The sequence below is a fragment of the Bacterioplanes sp. CLAM21 genome, from assembly GCF_059641015.1.
Window position 1 is genome coordinate 1,214,990 of sequence record NZ_CM184929.1, and the last position, 21,660, is coordinate 1,236,649.

Below are 21,660 nucleotides of genomic sequence, written 5' to 3' on the forward strand. Positions count from 1 at the left end.
TTGAATACTCAGGAAACGGTTTGTTAGCAAAAGTCGGTGAAGAGGTTACACAAAAAAACACATTGTAAGGCTTAGTCTTGATCTGTGTGCCTGACACAATAGTCATGTTCTAGATATAAGACCATATGGCGTGAGTTGTCTGGTCTAAACTGACAGACTGAATGGTTATAACACTGAGGGTGTCTCGATAGCACTCTTGACAAGCCGTAAGGCGATTTTGAACGCAGCAGGTACTGAGTGACTTGGAAAAAACTCTGGCCCTGGTCGGGTAAACGATCAGCAACAACGGGCTGTCTTGGCATTGAACTGCATCAGGGGCAGGCCCATTGCGTGCGCTTTGATGGTGAAGCCGTGACCCATTGCTACCGGCCGGAAGCCGGCGAGGTAGGCCTTGATGGATTAGCAGCCTGGCTGCGACAGCACGGCTGGCAGGGCTGTGATACCTACATCAGCCTTGATCATCAAGACTACGAGTTGCATTTGCTGGAATCCGCACAGGTTCCCGATGAAGAACTCAGTGATGCCATGCGTTTTCGCATCAAGGATATGCTTGCCACGCCGGTTGAAGACATGGTGATCCAAGCCACAAGGCTACCGGCCGATGCTTATCGTGGCCGATTGGATATGGCGTTTGTCAGTGCCGTGCGTCGTGATTATGTGCGTAATATGGTTGATTGGTGCTTGCATCATGAACTTGAGCTGCAGGCCATATCGATTCCGGAATTTACCTTGCTACAGCTAGTGGCTGGCCAGCTGCCTGAGCAAAGTGTGGCGCTACTGCGTCTCGATGCCCACGACGGTGCTTTGTACGTTTATTACGACGGTGCCTTGTATTTAGTGCGGCCACTGGCGATTGGTTACGCTGATTTGCAACAGGTGACGGCACCTGGAGAGTTTGCGTTAGAAACCGACAGTCAGCTCGATCGTTTGTCGTTGGAGCTGCAGCGCTCGATGGATTTTTACGAAAGTCAGATTGGCATGGGCAGTATCGGGCAAATCTGGGTATTGAGGCCAGACCAGGGCGCGTTGGAAGAAACCTTGCCCTTGTTAGAGGCCGCGGTAAATATTCCAGTGCGACAGCTGTCCCTTGACAGTCAATACAACCAGCTGGCCGACAACAGCGCATTGTCGGCATCTTTGCTCACGGCTTTGGGAGGGTGCTTGCAGCATGACGCCTGAGGTCAAGCAACGGATCAACTTTTATGTGGCAGAGTTTCATCCACCGACCTTGCCACGGCCAGTACAACGCTTGTTGGTTAGCCTTGCCGTTAGCGCTGCGGTGTCGCTGCTGCTGGCGATTTTGATGTGGTGGCTAGCGAGTTCACAACAGCAGCAGCTAGAGCACTGGCAGCAACAAAGGTTGCAGTTATCCGAGCAGCTGCAGCAGCTAGAAGACAGTTTGCCGCCGTTGACTGAAGACAAGGATTTATTAAATCAACAGCAGCAATTGCAGCAACAAGCCATCGCCGCTCAGGCGGTGCTTAATTACCTCAGTCGGGGTGAGTTGGAAGAAAGTCAGAGTTTTACCCGCTTATTGCATGGCTTAGGAGCAGTGGCCAATCAGGGAGTGTGGCTGCAAACGGTGCGTATTGCCGAAGGCGGTGAATCGTTAGCATTAAGCGGTTATTTGCAGCAACCGCAGCAGCTGTCGGCTTACGTTGCGGCATTACTGAAGCAACCAGGCTATCGCGGTAAAGCATTTCGCCATATTCAGATTGAAGAGGTCGAGCAGCAGCCCTGGTTGCAGTTTGAACTGGCCAGTGACGCAATAGATGTAGAAGGAGATAACGGATGACCTGGTGGCAGCATCCAAAGGTCGATCGTCTGATCCAGGCTTATCTGGCGCTGTCCTTGCGCGAAAAACGTTTGCTGCAAGTGACGCTGCATACCCTGCTGATTATTTTTTTATTGTGGTTATTTATCGAACCATCGTGGCGTGATTATCAGCGCCTAAGTGCCGATCAACAGTTGCTGCAAAGTGAAGCTGAGCAACTGCAGCAACAATTGCAGGAATTAAAAGAGCGACCACGCATCGACCCCAATGATGCGCTCCGGCTAGATATCGAACAGCAACAGCAGTCACTGGCACAAATGCGTCAGCGCATTGAGCAACTGACCGACGCTCTGGTAAGTCCGCAACAAATGCTGTCGGTGTTGCGTGATTTGCTTGAGGCCGACCCGAGGTTGCAGCTATTGGCGCTAAGCAATAGCACTCGTGAGCGTGTGGATTTAGGTCAACAGTATGAAGATGTGCACCTCTATCGCCATGGTTTACAGCTCACTCTGACGGCGACTTACCCAGGCTTGCTAGCCTACTTAGAGCGCTTAGATCAATCGCCATGGCGCCTGTACTGGCAAATGCTGGATTATAAGGTGAGTGACTACCCTAAAGGTCAGGTAACACTGAAGGTGTATACCCTAAGCTCCCAAGAGGAGGTGCTCGGTGGCTAGATTGTGGTGTTTGTTAGGACTGCTGGTCATGCCAGCCTTGGCGCTGGATCCTACTCGGCCGCCCTCATGGCAGGCGTATTCTGGTGCGCCCAGTTCTACTGATGCGTTGGTACTGCAGCAAATTATCTGGCGTGACGATAATCCCAAAGCCGTTATTAATGAGCAAGTGCTGCGTCTAGGCGATCGGGTCGCGGGAGCGACCTTGGCGCATATCGGGCGTACCCACGTGATACTTCAACAGGCTGGGCAGTCACAGCGACTGGAACTGCTCGCCACCACCAAAATGAAGGTGCAGTAACGCATGACAGCAACGGTGATGAACTCTACTTATTCTTTGACCAGCGTGTTGTTAGGCACCTTGCTAACCGGCTGTGCCATGCAGCCGCTGGAACCTCAATCGGAATCTGAGCCAGTACGACCACCGCTACTGTCGGTGCCTGAGCCTGCCTCAAAGGAGGCGACTGAGCCTCTGCCGCTGCAGCAGTTATTGCCGCCATTACAGTCTCTTGAAGAAGACAGTGCTCGCTTTGATGTGGTCGCGACTTCGGTTCCGGCACGTGCATTTTTTAACAGCTTGATTGATGGCAGTGGCGAAAACCTGATCGTACATCCGCAAGTGGATGGTGAAATCACACTTAACCTAAGCAATGTCACGCTGGAGCAGGCTTTGGCTGCGGTACGTGATGTTTATGGCTACGATTTTGTGCGCAGTGATTATGGCATTCGTATTTTGCCACCGCGGCCGCAAACCCGAATTTTTCCCATTAATTATTTGAACGTGCAGCGTATGGGGCGTTCGGGTATGAACGTCAGCAGCGGCCAAGTGACCTCAATTGATACCACCGAGGATGACGACTCCACCACCACTGAAACGCGCACTAGCACGGTTAACAGCACCGAGGTGGAAACCGTCAGTGGCAGTAGCTTCTGGAACAATTTACGCACCACCCTTGAGCTTCTGGTGGCGCAGGAAGACAACGCCCGGGTCGTGGTCGATGCCCATGCCGGCATGGTGGTCGTCAATGCCATGCCAGCGACCTTAACGCACATTCAACAGTACCTGGAAAAAGCCGAATTAAGTGTACGTAAACAGGTGCTGATCGAAGCCAAGGTGGTGGAAGTCACCCTCGACGACGGTTTTCAATCGGGCATTAATTGGTCGACCATTGCCTCGCAGGGCAATAGTGATTCTTGGGCTGGCTCGCTCAGTTCCGCCGCCCTTAGCAATCCAGATTTTATCGAAGGTATTTTTTCTTTAAACCTGGATGTTGGTGATTTTTCTGGAACCTTGCAGCTGTTAGAAACCCAGGGAGATGTCAACGTTTTGTCCAGTCCTCGCATTGCGACGGTCAACAATCAAAAAGCCGTGATTAAAGTGGGCAGTGACGAATATTTTGTTACCGGCATTACCAACTCAACCACCACCACCACCACCGGCAATACAGAAACTCCAGAAATTGAATTAACTCCGTTCTTTTCTGGGGTGGCATTGGATGTGACGCCGCAAATCGGTGAGCAAGAAGACATTATTCTTCATGTGCATCCAACCATTACCGAGGTTGAGCAGCGCACCAAAATTGTTGAACTGCGCCAGGATGAATACAAGCTGCCGCTGGCTTACAGCACAGTGCGGGAAACAGACTCTATTATTCGTGCCCAGTCTGGCCAGGTGGTGATTATTGGTGGTCTGATGCAAAACCGAAAAATAGAAACCGTGGCCAGCGTGCCGCTGCTCGGTGATATTCCGGTGTTGGGCTGGCTGTTTCGCCAAAACCGCACCGAAATGCGTCAAAGTGAGCTCGTTATTTTATTGCAGCCGCGCATTGTCGGCGGTGCTATGCGACCTGAGCAAGTGGAATATTTTAATCGTCGCTATTCGGGCATGATGCTGCCGGAGGAATGATGACGGCCTTAGTTCAGCTGAATCAATCGTGTCAGCAACATTTTGGCTTACAGCAGGCGCCTTTTACGCTGACGCCCAATACCGATTTTTATGTTGACCTGCCGTCACAGCGTCAGGCTTATGAATTGGTACTGTACGCACTGGCCTCCGGTGAGGGTTTTGTCAAAGTTACCGGCGAAGTGGGAACGGGTAAAACCTTATTATGCAGGCGCTTGTTAAACGATTTGCATCAGCAGGGCTGCATTACTTTATATCTGCCTAATCCGCAGTTAACGGCCGACGGTTTATGGCATGCACTGGCTGCAGAATTGGCGCTAGAGGCACAAGACATGTCCTTGCCTGCGTTACAACAGGCGGTACAGCAGTGCTTATTAAACTGGGCTCAGCAACGCAAATCTGTGGTGCTATTAGTGGATGAAGCGCAAAGCATGCCGCTGGCTACTTTGGAAGCATTACGCTTGGTGTCCAATTTAGAAACCGAGCAGCAAAAACTGCTGCAAATCGTGCTGTTTGGTCAGCCCGAACTGGATCAAGTGTTGCAAAAGCCACAGCTGCGCCAATTACTGCAGCGCATTACCACCAGTGCCCGTTTAAGCGCGCTGGCTTCAACCGACATGCTGGCAGATTACATCGCCCAGCGTATGTCTCAAGCCGGTTATCGTGGCATGCAACTCTTTGCTCGCGATGCATTGGAGTATTTATGGCAAGTCAGTGGCGGTATTCCACGGCTAGTCAACGTACTGGCGGCCAAATCTCTATTAGCAGGCTATGGCCAGGGCGCTGATCTGATTGAGCGCCACCATATTGCATTAGCGGCGGCGGATACGGAATCGGCTAAACGTGTCGCGCCCGCTCCTATTTGGTGGGCGCTGTTAGTGCTGTTGGCTTGTGCGGTGGTGTTATGAGTCTGGTGCATCAGGTATTGCGTGATATTGATCAGCGTGACGCGCAAGCTGCGCCGTTGCCTGCGGGATTGACCGCGCCATCGACCCGCGCAGCACAGCCTATGTTGCCATGGGTGATCGCTTTAACTGTGTTGGTGGTGGCATTGCTGATGATATTGGCGTTGCAGCAGTTGCCTTTGCAGGCGGATAAATCCCCCGCGCCTGCAGCAGCCGTTATTGTCGCAGACAAGGTGAATGATGTTAGCGTCGCTGACGCGGCGCCGGTGAGTAGCGTTAAGGCAACAGTTGAGAGTACATCAGGTCAGGCTGGTTCAGATTTATCGCTTCAACCGCAAAACCCTGAGCATGTTCCTGCAGATAAGCCGGCTAGAACGAACTCAACTGAGACGGTTCAAGCTTTGAGTATTGAACAGCCTGTGGTTGTGAATGATGTCCAGGCCAGACCCGAGGTGATTAGGGTCATGCCTGATGCTAATGCTGGAGCTGGCGAGCAACCTCACGTGGCCTTTGATGAGGTGGCGAACAGTGAAGATTTAGAACAGCCAGCACCCATCACCGCAGATTTAATGGTTAATAACCACAGCGCCCATCAGCAAAATCTCGCGCTCAATGAAACCCGCTCAAATAACACTGCTAGCCGCCCGGAGGCGGTGGCATCCGTAGCAGTCACCCCGACAAACAATATTTATCAGCAGCGTTTTCGCCAAGCGTTGGATTTAATGCAGCAACAGCAGTGGAGCGACGCCCAGCAGCAGTTACAACCCTTGCTACAAGCCGACGATTCGGCGGCGCAGTTGGTTCGTTATCGCAGTGCCTATCTGCGCACTTTGGTCGAGCAGCAGCTGTGGTCAGACGTAAAAGCGCTGTACTTGCAATACCGACATATTAACGCCGTATCCTGGTTGTCTGTGGCGGCACCCGGCCTGCATATGAGCGGTGAGTATCAGCTGGCATTGCCTGTTTATCGGCAGTTAATGCAGCGCCAGCCACAGCAGCCAAGCTGGCCCATGGCGCTGCTGTACTTATACCGACAAACCAATCAACCCCAGGCTGCCCGCCAGTTGCTACTGCAGCTGCAGCAGTATAGTGGCCTGAGTCAGCAGCAAAGGCGCTGGCTGCAACAGCAGGCTAAGGAGCTGACGTCACCATGAGCCAGGATATTCAACCAGCCAACCCAAGAAAGCGTGTACGGGTCGGGGATTTGCTGCTGGAAAAGCAGCTGATTAGTGAAGAACAATTAAAAACGGCGTTATCTGAGCAAAAACGTACCGGCAAAAAATTGGGCCGGGCGCTGTCGGATTTAGGTTACGTTAGCGAAGAGCAGTTGTTGCAGACCCTAGCGGACTACTTTTCTTATCCATTTGTGGATTTGGCACGCTTTCGATTAAGCAACGATTTAATTCATCTACTGCCAGAATCCCAGGCCCGACGTTATCGCTGCTTGGTGTTGGCAGAGGAGCAGGATGGTTTATTGGTGGGTATGTCCGATCCCACCGATTTGATGGTTATCGATGATCTGCAGCGTATTTTAAAGCGCACTATCTATCCCGCCTTTGTGCGTGAGCGTGAGTTGCTGTCGGTGCTGGATATGACTTATCGGCGCCAGGAGCAAATGGCCAGCATTGCCGGTGAATTAGAAGGTGAACTGAGCAGCAGCGATTTTGATATCAATGAGCTGGGTGTAGGTCCAGACACCAGTGACGCACCTGTGGTGCGGCTATTGCAAAGCCTGTTTGAAGATGCCGTGCAGATTAAAGCGTCTGACGTTCATATTGAACCGGAAGAAAGCCTGTTACGAATTCGCTTACGGGTCGATGGTGAGCTGCAAGAGCAGGTCATGAAGGAAAAACGCGTGGCCTCGGCACTGGTATCCAGGCTGAAAATTATGTCGGGCTTGGATATTTCGGAAAAACGTTTGCCGCAAGATGGACGCTTTAATATTCGAGTGAAAAATCGCAATATTGATGTGCGTTTATCGACCATGCCAGTGCAGTTTGGCGAGTCCGTGGTTATGCGGCTGTTGGATCAAAGTGCCGGTATTTTGGAAATGTCAGCCCTGGGCATGCCAGACGTTATTCGTCGTCACTTTGAGCAATTAATTACCCGGCCCCATGGTTTAATTTTGGTGACGGGGCCAACCGGTAGTGGTAAAACCACCACACTTTATGCGGCACTGACACGGCTAAATCAGCCGCAAAAGAAAATTATTACCGCAGAAGATCCGATCGAGTACCGTTTACCACGTATTAACCAGGTGCAAATTAACAGCCGTGTTGGGTTGGATTTTGCGACGGTATTGCGCTCGGCGTTGCGCCAAGACCCAGACATTGTGCTGGTGGGCGAGATGCGTGACCAAGAAACAGCAGAAATTGGCCTACGTGCTTCCATGACTGGCCATATGGTGTTATCGACTCTGCACACCAATGATGCTATCTCGGCTGCTGATCGTTTGCTGGATATGGGCCTGGATCACTATTTAGTGGCGTCATCGCTGCGTGCTGTACTGGCTCAGCGTTTGGTCAAACGTTTATGCCCTAATTGTCAGCAACCACACCAATTGAGTGAGCAAGAAAAGACCTGGTTAATGGCGTTAGATAGCAGTGCGCCAGAACATACTTATATTGAAGGGCGTGGCTGCCATCATTGCCACAATACCGGTTACCAAGGGCGGATCGGTATTTACGAACTGTTGGAAATGTCACCAGAGTTAATCGCCGCGTTGCGTAAACAAGACAGTCATGGCTTTGCCGAGGCCGCCAGTCGGGCACCACATTTTCGTTCTCTGGCGTTATGTGCATTAGATTACGCTCGCCAGGGTGTGACTTCATTAGATGAGGTCTTCCGTGTTTCAGCAACCTTGGATGACTGACTATGGATTTTCAGTATCAGGGGCGTGATGCCAGCGGTAATAAAGTTGAAGGTCAGCTTCAGGCGCCGAGCGAGAGTGTGGCGCTCAATACGCTGAGCGATCGTGGCATTGTCATCACGGCACTGACTGAACAACGCGTGGTAGAAAAATCTGAGCCAGGCCAATCGCGCTGGTGGCAGGGCAACTTGAGCATTGATGAACTGATTTTGTTCACGCGTCAGCTGTATGCGTTAACCAAAGCCGGTATCCCTATTATTCGTGCATTAAATGGCCTGGCAGAGTCTTCTCATAACCCATTTTTGCAGCAAACGCTGCGTGATATCAGTCAATCACTGGTATCAGGCACCGAGCTGTCGACAGCATTTCGCCGCCATCCACAGATATTTTCCCCCATTTACGTCAACCTGATTCAAGTCGGAGAAAATACCGGTCAGCTGGACGATGCGTTATTGCGGCTGATTGATCACTTAGAATTAGAACGAGAAACGCGCAAACGAATGAAATCGGCATTGCGTTATCCGATTATGGTGATCAGTGCCATTTCTATTGCCATGGTGGTGATTAACTTGTTTGTGATACCTGCCTTTGCCAACGTGTTTGCAAAGTTTGGTGCCGATTTGCCATTTGCCACTCGCATCCTAATGGCAACGTCGAGCTTTTTCCTCAACTACTGGCCACATATGTTGGTCGGTCTTTTTGTCACTATTGTTGGGTTGCGTATCTATGTGCGTAGCGATGATGGCGGTATTTGGTGGGATAAAGTCCGTCTGCGCATTCCCTTGGTGGGCAGTATTTTTGAGCGTATTGCCTTGGGACGTTTTTCTCGTTCGTTTGCCATGATGATGGGCGCGGGTGTGCCGATTTTGCAGTGCATGTCGGTGGTCGCCGACAGTGTTGGTAATCGCTATATTGCCGTTGCCATTCGCAATATGCGAAGCGGAATAGAACGCGGTGAACGTTTAACCAGCACGGCCGCCACCACTGGTATGTTTACTCCATTGGTGTTGCAAATGCTGGCGGTGGGTGAAGAAACCGGTGCCATCGAGAGGTTACTAAACGAAGTCGCTGACTTTTATGAGCAGGAAGTCGACTACGAACTGAAGCGTTTGGCCGATGCCATAGAACCGATTTTATTAATATTTTTGGGCGCCATGGTCTTGGTATTGGCCCTTGGGGTGTTCTTGCCAATTTGGGACTTAGCTGGCGCTGCTATGGGGCGGGGCTAATGCCACGGCTGTTTGATGGTGATCAATATGGCCATCATTCAGGCCGTTATGCTGGTATGAGCCGTTATTTAGGGCGTCTACGTCGTGGATATAGCCAGTTAAAGCTAATGATAGGGCTGATTGTGTTGGCGTTAATACTGGCCATATTTGTCCCCCGTACCCTGGTTTTATTGGAAGAGGCACAGCGCTTGCAAGTACTGGCTATGGCCAGTCGTTTTCGCGCCGTAATTTTGACGCTGCGTGCTAGCTGGTGGGCCCAAGCTGACCGCCCAAGCTGGCTGATATTACCGCTGGTCGATCTGTATAGCGCGGTAGATACGGGGGCTGGTAGGATTAGACCTAATACGACAGTTGCTGTTGCCAAATCACAACAGCAGGCTTTAGATAACTGGCCAAAAGCGTCAAAACTAGACGCGGTACGTATGTCGCCGGCGGGTTGGCCAATAGATTGGCAATTGTTAGAGCACACAGGCGTGAACTCGACCTGGCCTGATCAGCTGGCCACGTCGGCAAACAGAGAGCCCGGCCTGAGCCCGCAGAGCTGTCTTCATGTATGGCAGGGCCTACTTGCCGATGCGCCGGTGATGGAAGGCTGGTTGGTGGATTTAGGGGTGAGTTCTGTGGTTCGGGTGCAACATGTGTTGGCCGATCAGCAAGGCTGTTTGTATTTATTGGCCGTAGATAACTTACCACTGCCCAGCGTAAAGTCCGGCGCCACTCAGCCGATAGCAGCCGGCTCGGTAGAGTTAGCCAAGGTAGGAGAAGCTTGGCTGCAGCAATCAGGGAAGCAAAGTTTTTTACATTACAGCGTCCATACTGGGCGCATATCATGGCAATTCCGATAACATAGGAGTCGGACTATATGAAAAAGCAAGCAGGTTTTACTTTGATCGAACTGATCATGGTGATTGTGATTCTCGGTGTTCTGGCTGCCTTTGCGTTGCCACGCTTTGCGGATCTGGGTGGTGATGCCCGCCGTGCCAGCATTCAGGGCTTAGCCGGTGCGTTGCGCTCAGCTGCCAATATTGCCCATGCGGCACAGCTGGCTGGTAACCTAGCAGCGAATGCCAATGTGACATTAGAAGGCCAAGCGATCACCATGGTGGGAGGTTACCCTACTGCTGATGCCGCGGGTATTACCTTGGCTTCTCAAGTCGCTGCCGGTGATTACACTGCAAGCGGTGGTGGTGCTGCGGCCGGTGATACCATCACCTACACGCTACAAGCGAACTGTGTTGCAACTTATACCGCCGCTAATGGTGGCGCTCCCGTGGTGGCAGTTACGACTACTGGTTGCTAATAGCAGTGAATTCACAAGGCTTTACCTTGGTAGAGCTGGTAATGACGATTATTTTAATCGGCCTATTAACCCTCTCTGCCAGTGCCTTGTTTTTAAATCCGTCAGCGCTATCGGCGCTGGCGGTGCGTGATCAGCTGTTGGCTGTAGTGCAGCAGGCACAGCTGACGGCGCTATCCAATGGCTTACCGGTCAGGCTGACGCTCAGTCAAACAGCAACTGACTGGCAGCTGGTGACGGTATTAGCACCGGGCACAGCTCAAGAGCAAGAGGTGCAACGGCAGCAGTATGATCGTGATCAGGCCAGTTTATCCGTTAATGGCGCTAACCTGGGCAATGGTGCTAGCTGGGTACAGAACTTTTCTGCCCAAGGCAGTGTACCGTCGCGTGAGCAACTGGTATTTAACTCAGGGTCCAGTCATGGATTGTGCTTGGCCTCTTCTGGTTATGCATATTCCGGCAATTGTCAGCCTTAAGCGGTGGCTTAAATGAGCAGCTTAAAGGCCAGTAGTTTTAGCCATCAGGGTGTGACTCTGGTGGAGCTAGTCATTGCCATTGTCGTCATCAGCATCGCCTTATTGGCTGGTGTTTCCAGTTTTTCCTTACTCGCCGGTCGCAGTGCCGATGCTATGGTGCAAAGTCGCTCGTTAGAGCTGGCACAGCTGTATTTAGATGAAATTCTTGCTCGCCGTTTTGATGAAGCCAGTGATCCTACCGGCGTTCCCCCCTATAACGGTGCTTGTCGTATTACCGACGACGGTGAAAGTCGTGGCCAGTTTGACGATGTCGATGATTTTCACGGCTTAAATGAGTCACCGCCTTCGTTAATTGATTTACCTGCCGACACTAACTACAACCGGTTTGCCGTGGCTGTAACTGTGGTATGCGATAACTCCGTTGGCAGCAATGGCAGCGCCAAACGTATTACCGTTACCGTCACGGCGCCAAATGGTCAGCAAAGCCCCTTCAGCGTGTATCGGGGGAATTTCTAATGCGCCGTGGTTTTACGCTGGTTGAGTTTGTGATTGTGCTGATGATTTTAGGTATAGTGGCGGCCATCAGCGTGACCATTATTCAGCAGTCGGTGCAAACCCTGGTCGACAGTGGTGCTCGTCAGCGACTGGCAGCCAATGCGGCATTAATTAATCATCAAATTAGTCGCGCTTTGCGGGATGCCTTGCCGGGCAGTGTGCGGGTATTTTCAGGCGGCAGATGTATTGAATGGATGCCCATCGTCGCCGCCAGCCGCTATACCAATTTAACCGTGGGCGCGGCGAGCAACTCTTTTACAGCGTTGTCCTATGGTAGTGCGCAAAGTGGGCGCGTTGCGGTGTATCCGCTTCCGGGTGGCAATTTATATGCATTAGCAAACCCAGGGCCATTAACGGCTGGGGTCGCTACTTTACCCGCTGGCAATAGCGTGACGGTTAATTTAGCGGCGAGTCATACTTTTCCTGTGGATTCACCCAGTCGGCGTTTTTTCTTGGTGGATACCCCCGAGGCGTTTTGTCAGCAAGGTGATTTTTTATATCACTTCAAAAATTATGGCACCCTGTCGAATAGCGGCACTGTGGTAGCGGCTTTACCCGCCACTGAGGCTGCCGGGCGGCTAGTGATGGGTGCCGGATTAAGCAATAACTCTTTGACCTTTCGCGTGACCCCTCCGACGCTGCTACGCAATGGCGTAGCGACCTTTGAATACCAGTTGCAAGATGGCGCCAATCAGGAAACTCTGGATGTGGTGCAGGAGGTGCAATTTCGCAATGTACCTTAAACTGCAGCTACAGAAAGGGATAGCCTTACCGCTGGCGATTTTTGTCATTACTGCTTTGGCGCTAATTATTGCGGCTTTATCTCAGTTGCAATCAAGCTCCAGTGCCACGGTATCGGTACAGGTGAATTCTCAACGCGCTTTTTATGCCGCCGAGTCGGGCGCTCAAGTGGCGATGAATCTTTTATTTCCCCCTGATGGCAGTGCCGGTCGTGCTTGTGCCACATCACCTTTTTACAGCCAAAACTATAACGTTAATGGTTTGCGCAGTTGTCAGGCCAGCGTTGATTGCAGCTCAGTCACCGATGGCGTGCAGACCGTGTTTACTCTGCGCTCAACCGGTCGTTGTGGCAGCGGTGCCGATCAGGCGCGGCGGATCATAGAGGTGCGGGCACAATGAAGGGGCTGATATTTCAATTACTGTGTTGTTTATCTCTGTCTGTAGTGGCTGCGCCAGGCGATATTATTTTCAGTGACAACTTTGAAAGTGGCAGCTTATCGCCCAACTGGAGCACCACCGATGCTTTTGCTGCAGGTATCAACACAGATACCTCCAGCTCCGGTACTCGCAGCATGTTTTTACGCTGGCAAGCGGTGAGTGTGCGCACATTAGCGTTAGATTTAAACGTGCCCGAAGCTGAGCTGAGCTTTTGGTGGCGACGCGGCTCTAATACCTTTAATAATCGTCCAGAAACCAATGAAGACTTATTTGTTGAATATCTAACCGCCGGCAACACCTGGGTGCAGTTAGACCAGTTTCCGGGGAGCGGAGCGGACGGTGAATCCGCTACAGAAACCTATACCTTACCTGCAGCCGCATTATTTTTAGGCGGCGCCATTCGCTTTCGTTTTAGCGGTGGCAGTGGTCAAGATTTTGATTATTGGCATGTAGACGATGTCGTTATTACCGAAACCGGAACACCTCCATCAGCGTATTGCTCCGAAGCTGGGGTAATTTTTTGTGATGAATTTGAGCGCCCATTATTAGGTTCCGATTGGACCGTCAGTGGTACCGGCAGTGTCGTGATTACCACAGCGACGGCGAACAGTGGTAGTTCTTCCATGAGCACCTTTGGTGGGCGTCCGGAATCGACCCTAAAGACTCTGGATTTAAGCAGCTATGCCAGTGTGACCGTAGACTTTTGGTGGGCCCGCGGCAACGATGCTTGGACACCCAGCGAAAACCCTGAAGTCAATGAAGATCTGGTATTAGAGTATCGCACTGGTTTTGGCAGCTGGATTGAGCTGGCACGACTGCCGGGGGGTAATCCACAGGGATTCAGTGAAAGTCGTCAGTTAAACTTGCCAGCGGCGGCGCTGGCGGCGAGTTTTCAGTTGCGCTTTCGCCAAACCAACGGCAACACAGGCTCCTTCGATTATTATCATATAGACGATGTGCGTTTAGTGGCCGGTCAAGCGCTGGAGTGTTTTTTTGATGATTTTAACCGTGGTGCATTGGGGGCTGACTGGATTACCTCGGCGGTATCGGGAGGTTTTGCGCCACGTATTGTTAACAGCCGTTTGCGTTTAACTCAGGATTTAAATAACCAATCTACAGCGGCATCGCTGCAGCGATTATTTCCCGCTGACAATAATATTGTCACCATCGAATACGATCATTACGCCTGGTCCACCTTGGGTGGGTCTGGGGCTGACGGTATTGCCGTGGTGTTTTCCGATGCATCTATTACCCCGCAAGCCGGCGGCTTTGGCGGTTCTTTGGGGTACTCCCAGCTGTTGGGAACGAATGCCGGTTTTGCCGGCGGCTGGGTCGGTATTGGTATTGATGAATACGGCAACTTTGCCAATCCCACCGAAGGCCGTCAGGGCGGCAGTGGCCCAGTTCCTGACAGCGTGACCTTGCGTGGCAGTGGCTCTGGCCAAAGTGGCTATCGCTTTATTGATAACAGTGGTGGACTCACCCCGGGCATCGATCAGCGTAATGCACCTGCCAACGTTGGTGGCCCTAATCATCGCTATCGCTTTGTTATTGATGCGCGCAATGCAGGCCAAACTTGGGTGACGGTACAGCGCAATACTGGCACGGGTTTTAATAATATTATTGGGCCGGTGGATGTTGAAACCCAGCCGGGCCAAGCAGCAATACCTCAAAATTTGTTGCTGTCGTTTACAGGCTCAACCGGTGGCTCACGCAACGTGCATGAATTGGACAATTTAGAGGTTTGTGCAGCTGATTTAGAGCCGGTGGGAGCCTTAGTGCATCACTTTGAGTTCTATTATTCAGGGAGTGGCCTGACCTGCACTCCGAAAGAGAACATCCTTATTCGTGCCTGTGCTAACGCCGATTGCAGTACGTTATTCACCGACCCGGTGGAGGTGACCTTAGGCCCGAGTGGTTGGGTAGGAGGCGATACCTTTACCATCACAGGTGGAGAGGCCACGGTGAGCTTGGCTGTGACGACGGCCGCTACGGTAGATTTAGAAGTCATTAGCTCAGACCCAACGACCCAAGCCTTTACTCAGAATTTATGCAGTATTAACGGCGGCGCATTAAGTACTGATTGTTCGCTATCGTTTTTAGATTCGGGCCTGCTGGTCACTGTGCCGAATATGACCGCCAATTTGCCGGTGACGGCGACTATTGCTGCAGTAGAAACAGCCACAGATACCAAAGCTTGCGTGCCAGCTTTTGCCAACGTCGATAAAACCGTGGCGCTGTGGTCGGGTTATGTGAACCCGAATAGCGGCACCTTAGCGGTTCAACTGGATGATGGCTCTGGCTTTAGCAATATAGGCAAAAGTTTTGCGACGGCCGCCGATATTACCTTAAGTTTTGATGGCTCAGGGGAGGCGCAAATTCCGCTGAATTATCAGGATGCTGGCTTGATGAGTTTATCGGCGCGCTATACCGGCAGCGGCGACGATGCTGGATTAGTAATGGATGGTAGTGATCAGTTTGTCAGTGTGCCAGCCGGTTTTTGTGTAGCTACCAGCACCAGCTGTATCGATGCGGATAGTAGTTGCCCGGTATTTGGCATCGCAGGCGAAAACTTCCCAGTCACGATTACCCCTGTAGCATATGATGGCGATAGTGACTACTGCAGCGGTAATAGTGTTACCGATAACTTTGCTTCCTTTATGACGATTAATCATTCTGTAATCGCCCCCAGTGTGTCTGATGGCGGCGTACCTGGAACACTATCACCTACCAGCTATGGTCATAGCTTGGGTGGAGCCCTGACATTAAATGATGTGCGCATTTCCGAGGTGGGTGTTTTCCAATTGGACACGGCAATTGATGGAGGCAGCTATCTAGGTGTCGATGTGTCTTCCGGCAGCAGTTTTGAGCCTGGCGTTACCAGTTTGCCTTTTGGCCGGCAAATACCCCATCGCTTTGTGACTTCCGTTACGCCAGGTGAGCTGGCAGCGACCTGCGGAGGTTTTAGTTATATTGGCGAATCACTGTCCTGGTTAACGCAACCCCGCATCGACTTAACTGCAGTGAATGCTGAGGGTGATACCACACGGAATTATTCATTGAGTGGTTTTAACAAGTTGACGGTGAGCGATTTCTTACCTCAATCTATCGGCACTGATAATTCCAACTTGGGCACTGATGGCAATGCCCTGGCTGTGAGTGAGACATTTAATGCTGGTGTTTTAAATGCTACCGGAACCGTGCCATCCGGACAGTTCGAAAATGTGTTCTCAAATACCGACACCATTAGCTACACAAAAATCCTGTTAGCTAGAGTAGCCCCCTTTAATCCAGATCTCACGGTAACTATTGCTGACTTTGACGATTCAGATGGTGTCGGCCATACAAGGCCAATATCGGATTTAAGCTTTAATCCGCAAGCCAATTTTGAAATGCGCTATGGCCGCTTATGGCTGGAAGACACCTATGGCCCAGAAACCCAAAATTTGGCCATGCCAATGCGCAGTGAATTTTTTAGTGCTGCTGGGATCTTTGAGCAAAATACCGATGATAGCTGTACGGCTTACGTATCCAGTAATGCTTCTTTAATACCGGCTGCTTTTACCTCGTTGCAAAATACCGCAGGCGTTTTAAACACTGGCCGAGATGCGAGTGCATTGATACTCAATGCGCCAAGTCCCAATACTGGCAATGTGTTGGTGACCTACGATGCGCCTTTGTGGCTGCAAGATGATTATAACGGTGATGGCAGCCTGGATGACCCAACCGGTACGGCCACGGTTGGCATTTATCGTGGCCACGATCGGATTATTTATTGGCGAGAAACTCCGTAGGAAAGCTCTGAATAATTCTATGCCCGCTCTGGATGAGAAAAAAGCCGTTGCTCTCGTGCAGGGCCGGGCAGAATTATTTTGAGATTCTGTAGGTTATTGCTCGTGTTCTTCCTCTTCGTGGGTAGAGTGATCCATATCCAGCTCTTTAATTTTGCGCGTCAGGGTATTGCGCCCCCAGCCCAATAAATTAGCCGCATCGCGGCGACGGCCTGCGGTATGTTTTAATGCGGTTTCTATCATAATGCGCTCAAATGCCGGCACGGCAGAATCCAGCAGCTGAGTGGTGCCTTGGGCCAATTGTTGATCAGCCCAGTAGCGCAGTGCTTGCTCCCAGTTGCCCGAAGTTTGAGTGGTGCTTTTTTGCTCCAGTAACTCGGGCGGTAAATCACTAACCATCACATCGCGCCCAGAGGCCATGACTGTGATCCAGCGGCAGGTATTTTCTAACTGGCGCACGTTGCCAGGCCAATCGAGAGACGACAAAAACTCTTCAGTATCTGGCTTAAGGTTTTTAACCTCGGTATCCAATTCTTCGGCGGCGCGTTTGAGAAAATGGCTTAATAAACGTGGAATGTCTTCCCGCCGATCGGCCAAACGTGGCAAATGCACACGAATCACGTTTAACCGGTGGAACAAGTCTTCACGAAAACGACCTTCTTTTACTAGACCTTCAAGGTTTTGATGGGTCGCGGCAATAATGCGCACATTGACCTTGATCGGCGTAGTGCCGCCCACTCGGTAAAACTCACCATCAGCCAATACACGCAGCAGCCGGGTTTGGGTTTCTGCCGGCATATCGCCAATTTCATCTAAAAACAGCGTGCCGCCGTCGGCTTGCTCAAATCGCCCACGACGTTGTCCGCCAGCGCCGGTAAACGAGCCTTTTTCGTGGCCAAATAATTCGGATTCAATCAAGTCCTTGGGGATCGCGGCCATATTGAGAGCAATAAAGGGATTGGCAGAGCGTGGGCTGTGTTTATGCAGCGCATGGGCCACCAGTTCTTTACCTGTGCCCGATTCACCGTTAATTAATACAGTGATGTTCGACTGCGACAGTCTGCCGATGGCTCGGAAAACCTCCTGCATGGCTGGGGCTTCACCAATGATTTCAGGATTATCATCGTCATCAATCGTGTGAGGTTGCTGCGCATTGAGCTCGGCAAAGTGGGCGATGGCACGTTGGATTAATTCAACGGCATCGTCTACATCAAAGGGCTTTGGCAAATACTCAAAAGCCCCCTGGCGGTAGGAAGATACGGCACTTTCTAGGTCTGAATGTGCCGTCATAATAATCACCGGTAAGTCCGGATGCGCCTCGTGTGCCCGGCGCAGCAATTCAAGGCCATCCATACCAGGCATTCGTATATCAGAAATAATGGCGTCTGGATGTTCGTGTTGCAGCTGTTTTAAAGCCGGTTCGGCTTGCTCAAACACTCGGGTAGTTAGATTGGCCTGGGATAAGGCTTTTTCCAATACCCAGCGGATAGATTTATCGTCGTCAATTATCCAGACAGTGCTCATAGATTTTCCAACGGTAGGTAAATGGAGAAGGTGGTGTTATGGGGCTGGCTTTCAAATTCGATAATGCCGTTGCATTGATTGATGATGGATTGGGCAATGGATAAGCCTAATCCAGTACCATCGGCACGGCCGCTGACCATAGGGTAAAACAGGTTTTCTTGCAGTGGCTCAGGGATGCCAGGACCATTGTCTTGTATATCAATCTGCGCCACTAACCGATGGCGATTATGGCCGATGGTAAATTGGCGCACGGTTCGGGTACGCAAACTCAAAGTGGGCTGGTCAACATGGTTTTCCAGCATGGCCTGCATGGCATTGCGACAAATATTGAGCAACGCCTGAATCATTTGATCTTTATCGGCTAACAGTTCCGGAATCGAGGGGTCGTAATCTCGTTTCAGTCGAATGCGGTTATGGGACTCAACATCAATCAGCTGGCACACGCGCTCTAACACTTCGTGTACGTTGACGTCTTCTTGTTTAGGTATTTGTCTTGGCCCTAACAGACGATCGACCAAATCGCGCAAACGGTCGGCTTCTTCAATAATAATTTGGGTGTATTCACGCAAGCTTTCTGAGGGTAACTCGCGTTCTAATAACTGGGCAGCTCCGCGAATACCACCCAACGGATTTTTAATTTCATGGGCTAAGCCGCGTACCAGTGAGCGTGTGGTTTCTTGCTTGGCAATCAATTGCTCTTCGCGGCTGATGCGCATTAAGCGATCGCGGCCTTGCAGTTCAATCAATAATGTTGGCAGGCGCGTCTCTGGATGAGAGACCGGACTGACGCTGTAATCGAGGGTGATCTGCTGCTGATTGTGCAACATGATGGTGGCTTCACGTTTGGTGTAGCTGTGGCCCGTGGTAATGGCCTCTTCCAGGGCCTCACGATCTTTGTCAGCTTCGACGGCCAGCTCCCAAAAGGGCACGCCAAGCCCCCGCTTTCCGCTCATCTCCAGTAGGGCCTCGGCCGCCGGATTCATATAAGTAACGGTCAGCTCAGCATCCAGCAGTAGCACGCCGGTGTTTAAATGTTCTAACAAACGCTGGCTGATGACTGGACTGGCTAGCATGAATGTTTCTCCCTCTGTTAAAGGGCATCAGCAAAAACCAAGCCAGCTCAGTAAGAGTCATGCACAATTGTAGCGCTCGTTGGCCTGCTTGATGCCACAGAGCGGAACAGTAGCACCTATTTATTATGTTTTCTGCACCAATGTGGTGCTATTCAGAAACCCTTCGGGTCTATATTGGTGCAAGTTAGCGTGCAGAGGTTCGCTGTACGTGTACCGTTATCTCCTGACTGGAAATCAGCACCTTGTTTTTTGCATCCCGAACTTGCAGCTGATAGGTGTGCTCGCCGCGAGGCAGATTGCTTAGTGTAAAAGATGTCTGCCTGCCACGTTGCTTTACGTCGCCTTTGCTGACCAGCACCACGGAGTGTTTGGGCTGTAGCCCTGGGCTCAAGACACCACTGATGGTCAAATTTCCGGCAGAACCGCGCGGTAAGACGGCGCCATCCGTTGGTGTCACCACTGCCAGACTGGTGTATTCGAAAATATCTTCTTTTGGGGTCTTAGGCGTTTCTGCAGACTTCTCTGGTACCACTAGAGCGGGCATGGTCGGTAATTCTTTTACCTTGTGTTTTTCGGAGTTTTTGCTGGGACGATCACTGAAAATGAGATTACCGTTTTTGTCTCGTGACACAAACACCTCGGTCTCTGCGCTGACGGGCTGCCAGCTGCAGGTGAGAAGTCCGATTAGCAAAAACCGATAGCATGCCTTGATGGCCATGAAAATGCTCCTAAAACTGATTCCTTCAGTGTGTCACATATCTTAGGTCAGCCTCTAGTAACTGGTACACATCGCCATCAATTAACTACTCATCACCTTCTTTGCTGTTGAGCGACGTTTCTTTATGCTGCCGAGTGTCCTGAGTCAGAAGTTCGTATAGGTTCAGCGCGAATGACAAGCGTCAGTACAAGGCGCTGTTTACAGGAAATATCGGGATCTTTTCAACAACAGGACACTAGATCAGGAGAAGTTAGATGATTGCATTGATTCAACGCGTTAGTAGCGCGCAAGTGGTGGTAGACAATGAAACCGTCGGTGCTATTGGCCATGGCATCTTGCTGTTGTTAGGGGTGCAAAAAGATGATGACGGTGATAAGGCCAAAAAGCTGTTGGATAAAGTTCTGAGCTATCGCATTTTCTCTGATGATGAAGGACGTATGAATCGCAGCCTGCGGGATATTAACGGCGAGCTACTGGTAGTGTCCCAGTTCACTTTGGCGGCGGATACCCGTAAAGGCACACGTCCAGGCTTTTCCAAAGGTGCAGCGCCTGCTTTAGCAGAAGCCCTATACGATGAATTTGTTGAGCTAGCTAAGCATGAAGTGAGCACTGCCAGCGGGCGCTTTGGTGCTGATATGAAAGTCTCACTCACCAACGACGGCCCAGTCACGTTTTGGCTGGAAGTGTAAAAAACGTCGCAGCGATAGGGTTGCTCAGCATCAGGGTTTACACTTGGTCGCTCAAGCATCTGTTATTGCAACAACACAAGGTTTACACGTTTTCTTATGGATTACACCGCGATTAAAGCCAGCCATATGGGCTTGGCGTATTTGAGTTTTATTCTATTTAACCTGCGCTTTTGGTTGTTTTATTGGCGACCTTCGTTGGCGCACAAGCTGTGGCTGCGCATTCCGCCGCACCTGATCGACAGTGCGCTGTTGGTATTTGCTATCTGGCTGTGCTTTGTGATCGATCAGTATCCTTTGCAGCAGCACTGGTTAACGGCCAAAGTACTGGGTTTGATCGCCTACATTGGCATCGCCACCGTGGCCATTAAGCGCCAGCGCCTGGTGGCTTACGGTTTAGCAATATTGGTGTTTGCCTACATCTTTGGTGCAGCAAAAATGCACTCGGCACTGTCATGGCTGGCGCCTTGGATTACGTCATAGTGGGTCTCGCAACTGGCTGGAACTTAATGCAGCCGTTGCGTATCCTATAACGACTTCATATCGGAGACTGTGCTTTGCACTGTGCCCATTTCAGACAGACAGGCATGCAGTTGCTGCTACTGACCTTGCTGGCGCTGGCGTTTAACGTTCAGGCGTTGGCGGCTTGGTCTATGCCGCTATTGCCTGTTGCTGATCTCAGTAGTGGCGTGCAAAGCAACGATGACGTCGCTCCTTGTCACAACATGGAGCAGCAAGCAGACATTGCTATGATGTCTGATCACTGCGGCAGTGACCATGATTGCCAGTCTGACTGCCCCCATTGCAATGGTTTATGCTCCAGCGCGATGGCCACCGCCATGCCACTGTCTTCAAACTGGCCAGGCAAACGCATGTCTCCCTTGTTTCATTCTCAAGCGATGCCCAAAGGCGCCTTAGCCAGCCTTTACCGACCTCCGATTCTCTGACCTGCTGCAGGCGTTTTTTGCCGTGACTCGTGTCTGTCGGTACAGGCCGTTGTTATAGTG

At 51.2% G+C, this 21,660-nt stretch carries 22 protein-coding genes; 19 read left to right on the plus strand and 3 right to left on the minus strand.

Annotated features, from left to right (window positions below; translation table 11 throughout):
• Positions 1 to 237: 237 nt before the first annotated feature.
• Genes AC55FS_RS05765 through AC55FS_RS05840 form a run of 16 tightly spaced genes read left to right on the plus strand, consistent with a single transcriptional unit; the run spans position 238 to position 16,655 of the window.
• Positions 238 to 1,179 carry a hypothetical protein gene (locus AC55FS_RS05765; protein ID WP_496935115.1) on the plus strand — a complete coding sequence of 314 codons (942 nt, stop codon included), beginning with the start codon at positions 238 to 240 and terminating at the stop codon, positions 1,177 to 1,179.
• Positions 1,169 to 1,795 (plus strand): hypothetical protein, encoded by a 627-nt coding sequence (locus tag AC55FS_RS05770; protein WP_496935116.1) that lies wholly within the window; start codon positions 1,169 to 1,171, stop codon positions 1,793 to 1,795. The genes AC55FS_RS05765 and AC55FS_RS05770 overlap by 11 nt, the downstream gene beginning before the upstream one ends.
• Complete coding sequence (locus AC55FS_RS05775) at positions 1,792 to 2,451, plus strand: hypothetical protein (protein ID WP_496935117.1); 660 nt, start codon at positions 1,792 to 1,794, stop codon at positions 2,449 to 2,451. Before AC55FS_RS05770 ends, AC55FS_RS05775 begins: the two co-directional genes overlap by 4 nt.
• Positions 2,444 to 2,749, plus strand: a complete 306-nt coding sequence (locus AC55FS_RS05780) for a hypothetical protein (protein WP_496935118.1) — start codon at positions 2,444 to 2,446, stop codon at positions 2,747 to 2,749. The genes AC55FS_RS05775 and AC55FS_RS05780 overlap by 8 nt, the downstream gene beginning before the upstream one ends.
• 3 nt (positions 2,750 to 2,752) lie before the next feature.
• The gene (gene mshL, locus AC55FS_RS05785) at positions 2,753 to 4,354 is read left to right on the plus strand and encodes a pilus (MSHA type) biogenesis protein MshL (RefSeq protein WP_496935119.1); all 1,602 of its coding nucleotides are present in this window, start codon (positions 2,753 to 2,755) and stop codon (positions 4,352 to 4,354) included.
• Positions 4,354 to 5,259, plus strand: coding sequence for an ExeA family protein (locus tag AC55FS_RS05790; protein WP_496935120.1), 906 nt, complete (start codon positions 4,354 to 4,356; stop codon positions 5,257 to 5,259). The genes mshL and AC55FS_RS05790 overlap by 1 nt, the downstream gene beginning before the upstream one ends.
• Positions 5,256 to 6,410 (plus strand): hypothetical protein, encoded by a 1,155-nt coding sequence (locus AC55FS_RS05795; RefSeq protein ID WP_496935121.1) that lies wholly within the window; start codon positions 5,256 to 5,258, stop codon positions 6,408 to 6,410. Before AC55FS_RS05790 ends, AC55FS_RS05795 begins: the two co-directional genes overlap by 4 nt.
• A complete protein-coding gene (locus tag AC55FS_RS05800; RefSeq protein ID WP_496935122.1) occupies positions 6,407 to 8,128 on the plus strand; it encodes a GspE/PulE family protein in 1,722 nt (573 codons plus the stop codon). The genes AC55FS_RS05795 and AC55FS_RS05800 overlap by 4 nt, the downstream gene beginning before the upstream one ends.
• Before the next feature lie 2 nt (positions 8,129 to 8,130).
• Positions 8,131 to 9,354, plus strand: coding sequence for a type II secretion system F family protein (locus tag AC55FS_RS05805; protein WP_496935123.1), 1,224 nt, complete (start codon positions 8,131 to 8,133; stop codon positions 9,352 to 9,354).
• A complete protein-coding gene (locus AC55FS_RS05810) occupies positions 9,354 to 10,199 on the plus strand; it encodes a type II secretion system protein (protein ID WP_496935124.1) in 846 nt (281 codons plus the stop codon). The genes AC55FS_RS05805 and AC55FS_RS05810 overlap by 1 nt, the downstream gene beginning before the upstream one ends.
• 17 nt (positions 10,200 to 10,216) lie before the next feature.
• Positions 10,217 to 10,654, plus strand: coding sequence for a prepilin-type N-terminal cleavage/methylation domain-containing protein (locus AC55FS_RS05815; RefSeq protein ID WP_496935125.1), 438 nt, complete (start codon positions 10,217 to 10,219; stop codon positions 10,652 to 10,654).
• A 41-nt stretch (positions 10,655 to 10,695) separates the two neighbouring features.
• Entirely contained in the window at positions 10,696 to 11,127 is a 432-nt protein-coding gene (locus AC55FS_RS05820; RefSeq protein WP_496935126.1) for a hypothetical protein, read from the plus strand.
• A 12-nt stretch (positions 11,128 to 11,139) separates the two neighbouring features.
• Positions 11,140 to 11,643, plus strand: coding sequence for a prepilin-type N-terminal cleavage/methylation domain-containing protein (locus AC55FS_RS05825; RefSeq protein WP_496935127.1), 504 nt, complete (start codon positions 11,140 to 11,142; stop codon positions 11,641 to 11,643).
• A complete protein-coding gene (locus AC55FS_RS05830; protein WP_496935128.1) occupies positions 11,643 to 12,425 on the plus strand; it encodes a prepilin-type N-terminal cleavage/methylation domain-containing protein in 783 nt (260 codons plus the stop codon). The genes AC55FS_RS05825 and AC55FS_RS05830 overlap by 1 nt, the downstream gene beginning before the upstream one ends.
• Positions 12,415 to 12,822, plus strand: coding sequence for a hypothetical protein (locus tag AC55FS_RS05835; protein WP_496935129.1), 408 nt, complete (start codon positions 12,415 to 12,417; stop codon positions 12,820 to 12,822). The genes AC55FS_RS05830 and AC55FS_RS05835 overlap by 11 nt, the downstream gene beginning before the upstream one ends.
• The gene (locus AC55FS_RS05840; RefSeq protein WP_496935130.1) at positions 12,819 to 16,655 is read left to right on the plus strand and encodes a DUF6701 domain-containing protein; all 3,837 of its coding nucleotides are present in this window, start codon (positions 12,819 to 12,821) and stop codon (positions 16,653 to 16,655) included. Before AC55FS_RS05835 ends, AC55FS_RS05840 begins: the two co-directional genes overlap by 4 nt.
• 93 nt (positions 16,656 to 16,748) lie before the next feature.
• Here the strand turns inward: AC55FS_RS05840 and ntrC are convergent, their stop codons facing one another.
• The 3 genes from ntrC to AC55FS_RS05855 form a co-directional block, all read right to left on the minus strand.
• Positions 16,749 to 18,176, minus strand: a complete 1,428-nt coding sequence (gene ntrC, locus AC55FS_RS05845) for a nitrogen regulation protein NR(I) (protein WP_496935131.1) — start codon at positions 18,174 to 18,176, stop codon at positions 16,749 to 16,751.
• On the minus strand, positions 18,173 to 19,249 hold the full coding sequence (gene glnL, locus AC55FS_RS05850; RefSeq protein WP_496935132.1) for a nitrogen regulation protein NR(II): 1,077 nt from the start codon (positions 19,247 to 19,249) through the stop codon (positions 18,173 to 18,175). The genes ntrC and glnL overlap by 4 nt, the downstream gene beginning before the upstream one ends.
• A gap of 184 nt (positions 19,250 to 19,433) precedes the next feature.
• Positions 19,434 to 19,967: a DUF4124 domain-containing protein gene (locus tag AC55FS_RS05855; protein ID WP_496935133.1), complete on the minus strand. Its 534-nt coding sequence runs from the start codon at positions 19,965 to 19,967 to the stop codon at positions 19,434 to 19,436.
• Between the two features lie 254 nt (positions 19,968 to 20,221).
• Here AC55FS_RS05855 and dtd point away from each other — a divergent pair, with 254 nt between their 5' ends.
• The 3 genes from dtd (at position 20,222) to AC55FS_RS05870 (ending at position 21,600) form a co-directional block, all read left to right on the plus strand.
• The gene (gene dtd, locus AC55FS_RS05860) at positions 20,222 to 20,656 is read left to right on the plus strand and encodes a D-aminoacyl-tRNA deacylase (RefSeq protein WP_496935134.1); all 435 of its coding nucleotides are present in this window, start codon (positions 20,222 to 20,224) and stop codon (positions 20,654 to 20,656) included.
• A gap of 96 nt (positions 20,657 to 20,752) precedes the next feature.
• Positions 20,753 to 21,136 (plus strand): SirB2 family protein, encoded by a 384-nt coding sequence (locus AC55FS_RS05865; RefSeq protein ID WP_496935135.1) that lies wholly within the window; start codon positions 20,753 to 20,755, stop codon positions 21,134 to 21,136.
• A gap of 104 nt (positions 21,137 to 21,240) precedes the next feature.
• Positions 21,241 to 21,600, plus strand: a complete 360-nt coding sequence (locus AC55FS_RS05870) for a hypothetical protein (protein ID WP_496935136.1) — start codon at positions 21,241 to 21,243, stop codon at positions 21,598 to 21,600.
• Positions 21,601 to 21,660: the final 60 nt, after the last annotated feature.

Bases quoted from the DNA above. Each gene is read 5' to 3' on its own strand.
- AC55FS_RS05770 (WP_496935116.1), top strand. From the start codon at position 1,169: ATGACGCCTGAGGTCAAGCAACGGATCAACTTTTATGTGGCAGAGTTT.
- AC55FS_RS05775 (WP_496935117.1), top strand. From the start codon at position 1,792: ATGACCTGGTGGCAGCATCCAAAGGTCGATCGTCTGATCCAGGCTTAT.
- mshL (WP_496935119.1), top strand. From the start codon at position 2,753: ATGACAGCAACGGTGATGAACTCTACTTATTCTTTGACCAGCGTGTTG.
- AC55FS_RS05790 (WP_496935120.1), top strand. From the start codon at position 4,354: ATGACGGCCTTAGTTCAGCTGAATCAATCGTGTCAGCAACATTTTGGC.
- AC55FS_RS05795 (WP_496935121.1), top strand. From the start codon at position 5,256: ATGAGTCTGGTGCATCAGGTATTGCGTGATATTGATCAGCGTGACGCG.
- AC55FS_RS05800 (WP_496935122.1), top strand. From the start codon at position 6,407: ATGAGCCAGGATATTCAACCAGCCAACCCAAGAAAGCGTGTACGGGTC.
- AC55FS_RS05805 (WP_496935123.1), top strand. From the start codon at position 8,131: ATGGATTTTCAGTATCAGGGGCGTGATGCCAGCGGTAATAAAGTTGAA.
- AC55FS_RS05810 (WP_496935124.1), top strand. From the start codon at position 9,354: ATGCCACGGCTGTTTGATGGTGATCAATATGGCCATCATTCAGGCCGT.
- AC55FS_RS05815 (WP_496935125.1), top strand. From the start codon at position 10,217: ATGAAAAAGCAAGCAGGTTTTACTTTGATCGAACTGATCATGGTGATT.
- AC55FS_RS05820 (WP_496935126.1), top strand. From the start codon at position 10,696: ATGACGATTATTTTAATCGGCCTATTAACCCTCTCTGCCAGTGCCTTG.
- AC55FS_RS05825 (WP_496935127.1), top strand. From the start codon at position 11,140: ATGAGCAGCTTAAAGGCCAGTAGTTTTAGCCATCAGGGTGTGACTCTG.
- AC55FS_RS05830 (WP_496935128.1), top strand. From the start codon at position 11,643: ATGCGCCGTGGTTTTACGCTGGTTGAGTTTGTGATTGTGCTGATGATT.
- AC55FS_RS05835 (WP_496935129.1), top strand. From the start codon at position 12,415: ATGTACCTTAAACTGCAGCTACAGAAAGGGATAGCCTTACCGCTGGCG.
- AC55FS_RS05840 (WP_496935130.1), top strand. From the start codon at position 12,819: ATGAAGGGGCTGATATTTCAATTACTGTGTTGTTTATCTCTGTCTGTA.
- ntrC (WP_496935131.1), bottom strand. From the start codon at position 18,176: ATGAGCACTGTCTGGATAATTGACGACGATAAATCTATCCGCTGGGTA.
- glnL (WP_496935132.1), bottom strand. From the start codon at position 19,249: ATGCTAGCCAGTCCAGTCATCAGCCAGCGTTTGTTAGAACATTTAAAC.
- AC55FS_RS05855 (WP_496935133.1), bottom strand. From the start codon at position 19,967: ATGGCCATCAAGGCATGCTATCGGTTTTTGCTAATCGGACTTCTCACC.
- dtd (WP_496935134.1), top strand. From the start codon at position 20,222: ATGATTGCATTGATTCAACGCGTTAGTAGCGCGCAAGTGGTGGTAGAC.
- AC55FS_RS05865 (WP_496935135.1), top strand. From the start codon at position 20,753: ATGGATTACACCGCGATTAAAGCCAGCCATATGGGCTTGGCGTATTTG.
- AC55FS_RS05870 (WP_496935136.1), top strand. From the start codon at position 21,241: ATGCAGTTGCTGCTACTGACCTTGCTGGCGCTGGCGTTTAACGTTCAG.